The following is a 4,282-nucleotide window of genomic DNA, read 5'->3' as shown; positions in this document are numbered from 1 at the left end:
TGTCAATAAAGCTCGGCTAGCGTGGGCTTATCCGAAAAATTTCGGGATCCCGTTCCATGCCGACCGACATTTACGCCCGCCTGCGCGACCTCGCCGCTTCCGCCGAGGCCAAGCCCAGCGAAATGCGCCCGGTGCTCCTGCGCGTCACCACCGATCTGTTCGCCCTCCATCCGCAACATACGCCGGAGGAAATCCGGCTCTATGAGGAAATGGCGGACCGGCTGATCGACAGCGCCGACGAGGCGACCCTGATCCATGTCGCGCGCAAACTGGCGGGCTGCGCCGACGCGCCCGCCACCTTGCTGAAACGGATTCGCGCCCGCAGCGTCGAAGCGGAGCGGGAGATTTTGCGCGCGGGACCGCAGATCGAATGGCGCGACCTGCGCCATGTCGCGGCGAGCGGCGCCTGCGACCTCGCCGCCGCCGTCGCCCAGCGCAGCGATCTCGACCGCGAGGCGGTCCGCCTGCTCGCGGCGCGTCCGGAGCGCGAGATCGCCCGGGCGCTGGCCGCCAATCCGCTCGCCCCGCTCGGCGCCGAGAGCCTGCGCCTGCTGGCGCTGCGCGGACGCGACGACCCGGCGCTGGCGCGCGCCCTGCTCGACCGCTGCGCGCCGACGCTCGATTGCCTGCCGCTCTATCTCGCCGCCGATGCGCAGGAGCGCGCGCGGCTGATCGCGCTCGCGCTCGAAGCCGGTCTCGCGCAATCTGGCCTCGCGTCGGCCGCCGCGAGCGAAACGCTCGACGACGACGCGGCGGCGCGGATCGAAGCCGCCGCGATCCGGCAGAAAAGAACGACTTTCGCGCTGCTGCTGGCCGATCTGCTGCGCTGCGATTCACTCTGCGCGCGGCGCATCGTCGAGGATGAAAGCGGCGACGCGCTGGCGCTGGCCTTTGTCGCGATCGGGCTGCCGCAACCCGCCGCCGCGCGCATTTTCCTGATCGCCTTTCCGAAAGTGGCGCTGTCGCCGGACCTGTTCGGCCGGACGATGAAATTGTTCCAGGCGATCCCCCGGCGCGTCGCCACGCGCATCGTGGACGCCATGACCGGCGCGCCGCGCGCCGCCGCGTCTTCCGCGCGCGCGCCAGTGCGGCCGTTCGCGGCGACCGTGACGCATGCGCAGACGGGCGCTCACGGCTCTGGCGCGTCGCAGCCCGACTTGCCGCTCCGGAAAAGCTTTTAGGCCACGTCGAGCATCACCCGCCCGGCGCGATCCTCGACGTCGAGAATCCACAGGTCGGGATCGAAGGCGATTTCCTTGGCGAGTTTCGCCTCGACCTGCGCGCCTTCGATCCAATCGTCGCCATGCGCCCGCGCGAACAGCCGCGCGACATCCTCGCGCGCCTCGCTCTGCGGCGCCGGCGCGAACAAAGCCGCGCTGCCGTCCAGCCGGTCGATCTTGACGAAAATGGCCCCGGCCTCGGGCGCGCCGCGACGACGCAGGAACACCGGGACATTTTGCGAGCCGCAACGGCGCAGAAAGGCCGCGACCCAGATATCGCTACGCAGACGCATGGAGCAAGGATAGCCGGAAAAGCGAGGCGCGCCAGTCCTGTCAGTCGACTGGCAGACCGGAGCGCGCGGCGAGCAGGCGTTTGGTTTTGGCGTTCAATTCGCCGGTCGCCGGAAGATGGTTCTCGCGCTGGAACGCCTCGACCGCCTTGCGGGTGCCCGCGCCCAATTCGCCATCGGGCTTCACCGACGCGCCGAGCTTCTGCAAGGCGCGCTGGGCCGAGGTCACGCTCTTGGCGGAGGCCGCCGGCGCCACCACGCCATTGCCGGCGATCAGCGCGCCGATCAGATCATGCGCCTTTTTCGCAGGGACGGCGGCGGGAGCGGGCGCGGCGGGAGCGGCGGCCGGCTGCTCGTCCGTGACCGGCGGCGAGAAGGCCGCTTCCTGCGCCGGATTGACCGGCTGCAACGGCGCCGCCGGAATCCGCTCGGTCAGCAAGGCGTCGATTGAGGACGGACGGATCGGCGGGCGCGGCGGCGGTTTGGGCGCCTCGATCTTCACCGTGGCGCCGAACAGCGGCGCGGGATGGCGGCCATGCTGCAGAAACATGGCGTTGACCACGATGGCGCCAAGCAGCGCCGACAGCAGGATCGCGCCGAAGGCCGGGGTGCGATAGCGCCACACGGCGCCGAAACGCGAACCGCCGGCCGCAGCGGCGTTTTTGCCGGCGTTCTTGCCCTGAGCGCGCTTGCGCGCCCCCCCTTGCACCGGGCGGCGCGGTTCGAGGGCGACAAAATCGAAATCGGAGGCGGCGGCGATCTCACGCAATTTTCTTCACCTGATCACTGGAGCTGGCGGCCTCGGGCGCCGCGAGCGGGCGGCCGCGCTGCGCCAGAGTTTCGATCTTGACGTAATGTCCGGCGATCTTGCGAGCGTTGCGGCAATCCATCGGCAGGCGGACGGTGACGCAGGCGCCTTCGTTCGGCGCGCTCTCGAAGGTCATGGAGCCGCCATGCAGGCCGACGAGGCCGCGCACGATGGACAGGCCGAGCCCCGCGCCCTCATAGGGACGGTCATAAGTCGCGCGGGCCTGGAAGAAGGGATCGCCCAGCTTGGCGAGATCGGCCGGGGTCACGCCAATGCCGGTGTCGGACACGGCGATCTCGACAAAGGCGCCGTCGGCGCGGACGACGATCGAGACGCTGCCGCCCTCCTGCGAGAATTTGATCGCATTCGACAGCAGATTGAGCAGGATCTGCTTGCAGGCGCGCTTGTCGGCGATGATTTCGCCGATATGCGGCGCATTGGCGCGGGTCAGCGCGATCTTCTTCTCCGAGGCGCGCAGCTTGACCACGTCGCAGGCGAAATCGATCAGCCCGCCGAGGTCGAATGGCTCCGGCTGGATTTCGAAATTGCCGGTCTCCATTTTCGACACGTCGAGAATGGTGTTGACGAGGCTCAGGAGATGCTGGCCCGACTGGTGGATGATGCCGGCATATTCGCGCTGGCGGGCCGGGTCCTTCGGCGCCATGTCGGGATTGTTCAGCATTTCCGAAAAGCCGATGATGGCGTTCAACGGCGTGCGCAGCTCATGGCTGACATTGGCCAGAAAACGTTCGCGCCAGGCGTTGGCGAGCTCGCTCGCCTCGCGCGCCTCCTGGGCGGCGGCGCGGGCCTCTTTCATCGGCGTGATGTCGCGCAGGATCGCCATCACCGCGCCGGCCGAGGACCGCGAGCAATGGGCGCGCATTTCGACCCAGATGTAATGCGGCGAGGCGAAATCATCCCCCGGCTCGCCCTCGGGCTCGGCGCGCAGGCGAAATTCGGCCTGGACGATATGATCGGCGAGCGCGGCGTCGGAAACCGCCTTCAGGAAGCCCGGGCGGTCGGCGACCAGAATCCGCTCGAACAGGCCGCGTCCGGACAGATCGCGGCGCGCGGAGCGGAAAGCGTTGGCGGGATCGGTGATGAAATCGGTCACCGCGCCGGCGCGATCGAGCTGGACCACGAGATCGCCGACGGTTTCGGTCAGTTCGCGATAGGCGTCGATGCTCGCGCGCGCGCTGCGGTCGCGCATTTCGCCCATCCGCGCGCTCCAGGCCGCAAGCAGGCCGCCATAGAGCATGGCGGAGACGACGGTGGCGAGATCGACATAGGCGCCGCCGTGGGGCTGGGGCTGAAGCAGGCCGAAATAGGCGCCCGCAATCATCGCCAGCATGGCCAGGACGGAGGCGACCGCCCCGGCGTTGGCGAAGCGCGGCATGTCGCCGAGCGCCGCTTCGAGCGGGCCGAGCAGGAAACAGGCGACGGCGCCGATGGTGATCGCGCCATTGGCCAGCGTCAGCACGACGCCGAGCAGCAGGGTCGCGCCGACGCAGACCGATTGCGCGATGTCGAACCGGCCGAAGCGATGCAAGGCGTAGACGCCGCCGAGCGGCGCCAGCAGGAAGGCGAAAGCGACCACGTCCCAACTGCTGGGCGCGCCGTTCACCAGCAGAAAAACCGGCGCAAGCGCCATGAAAGGCATGGTGAGGGCGAGGCGCAGCGAAATGAAATGGTTGCGCCGCCAGCGCTCGAACTCGCCGAGTTGCGCGGCGGTCGCCGCCAATGCTGGTCGTTGTGCTTCCACGCGCGACATGGGACTCTACCCGACACGAACCATGCGCCAAAAGACGCATCTCATGGACCCACATTGCGCCGCGCCCGTTAAGTGACCTCTAAAAGCCCGGCGCAACATTCCGGTCCGAAAAGCATCATTGCCCCATTATGGTTTCATCTTCGTTTCTTAAACGCGTTGAAAAGGTTAAACTTTCGTAAAATCTTCGGATCGC

General features: G+C 68.1%; 4 protein-coding genes. 1 reads left to right on the top strand and 3 read right to left on the bottom strand.

What is annotated here, in order from left to right; translation table 11 throughout:
- Window positions 1–56: 56 nt before the first annotated feature.
- Window positions 57–1,181: a DUF2336 domain-containing protein gene (locus ACE3S9_RS15710; RefSeq protein ID WP_374547421.1), complete on the top strand. Its 1,125-nt coding sequence runs from the start codon at window positions 57–59 to the stop codon at window positions 1,179–1,181.
- On the opposite strand, the gene ACE3S9_RS15705 is transcribed toward ACE3S9_RS15710, so the two are convergent.
- From ACE3S9_RS15705 to ACE3S9_RS15695, 3 genes are read right to left on the bottom strand one after another with little or no spacing between them, the layout of a single operon-like run.
- Complete coding sequence (locus ACE3S9_RS15705) at window positions 1,178–1,513, bottom strand: DUF1491 family protein (protein WP_374547420.1); 336 nt, start codon at window positions 1,511–1,513, stop codon at window positions 1,178–1,180. The genes ACE3S9_RS15710 and ACE3S9_RS15705 overlap by 4 nt on opposite strands.
- A gap of 40 nt (window positions 1,514–1,553) precedes the next feature.
- The gene (locus ACE3S9_RS15700; RefSeq protein ID WP_374547419.1) at window positions 1,554–2,279 is read right to left on the bottom strand and encodes a peptidoglycan-binding protein; all 726 of its coding nucleotides are present in this window, start codon (window positions 2,277–2,279) and stop codon (window positions 1,554–1,556) included.
- Complete coding sequence (locus ACE3S9_RS15695) at window positions 2,272–4,089, bottom strand: sensor histidine kinase (RefSeq protein WP_374547418.1); 1,818 nt, start codon at window positions 4,087–4,089, stop codon at window positions 2,272–2,274. The genes ACE3S9_RS15700 and ACE3S9_RS15695 overlap by 8 nt, the downstream gene beginning before the upstream one ends.
- Between the last annotated feature and the right edge of the window lie 193 nt (window positions 4,090–4,282).

The sequence above is a fragment of the Rhodoblastus sp. genome, assembly GCF_041915505.1.
GTDB lineage: Bacteria > Pseudomonadota > Alphaproteobacteria > Rhizobiales > Beijerinckiaceae > Rhodoblastus.
The sequence above is the reverse complement of the archived record's forward strand: the minus strand, read 5'-3'. Positions and strand labels throughout refer to the sequence as shown.

Bases quoted from the DNA above. Each gene is read 5' to 3' on its own strand.
- ACE3S9_RS15710 (WP_374547421.1), top strand. From the start codon at position 57: ATGCCGACCGACATTTACGCCCGCCTGCGCGACCTCGCCGCTTCCGCC.
- ACE3S9_RS15705 (WP_374547420.1), bottom strand. From the start codon at position 1,513: ATGCGTCTGCGTAGCGATATCTGGGTCGCGGCCTTTCTGCGCCGTTGC.
- ACE3S9_RS15695 (WP_374547418.1), bottom strand. From the start codon at position 4,089: ATGTCGCGCGTGGAAGCACAACGACCAGCATTGGCGGCGACCGCCGCG.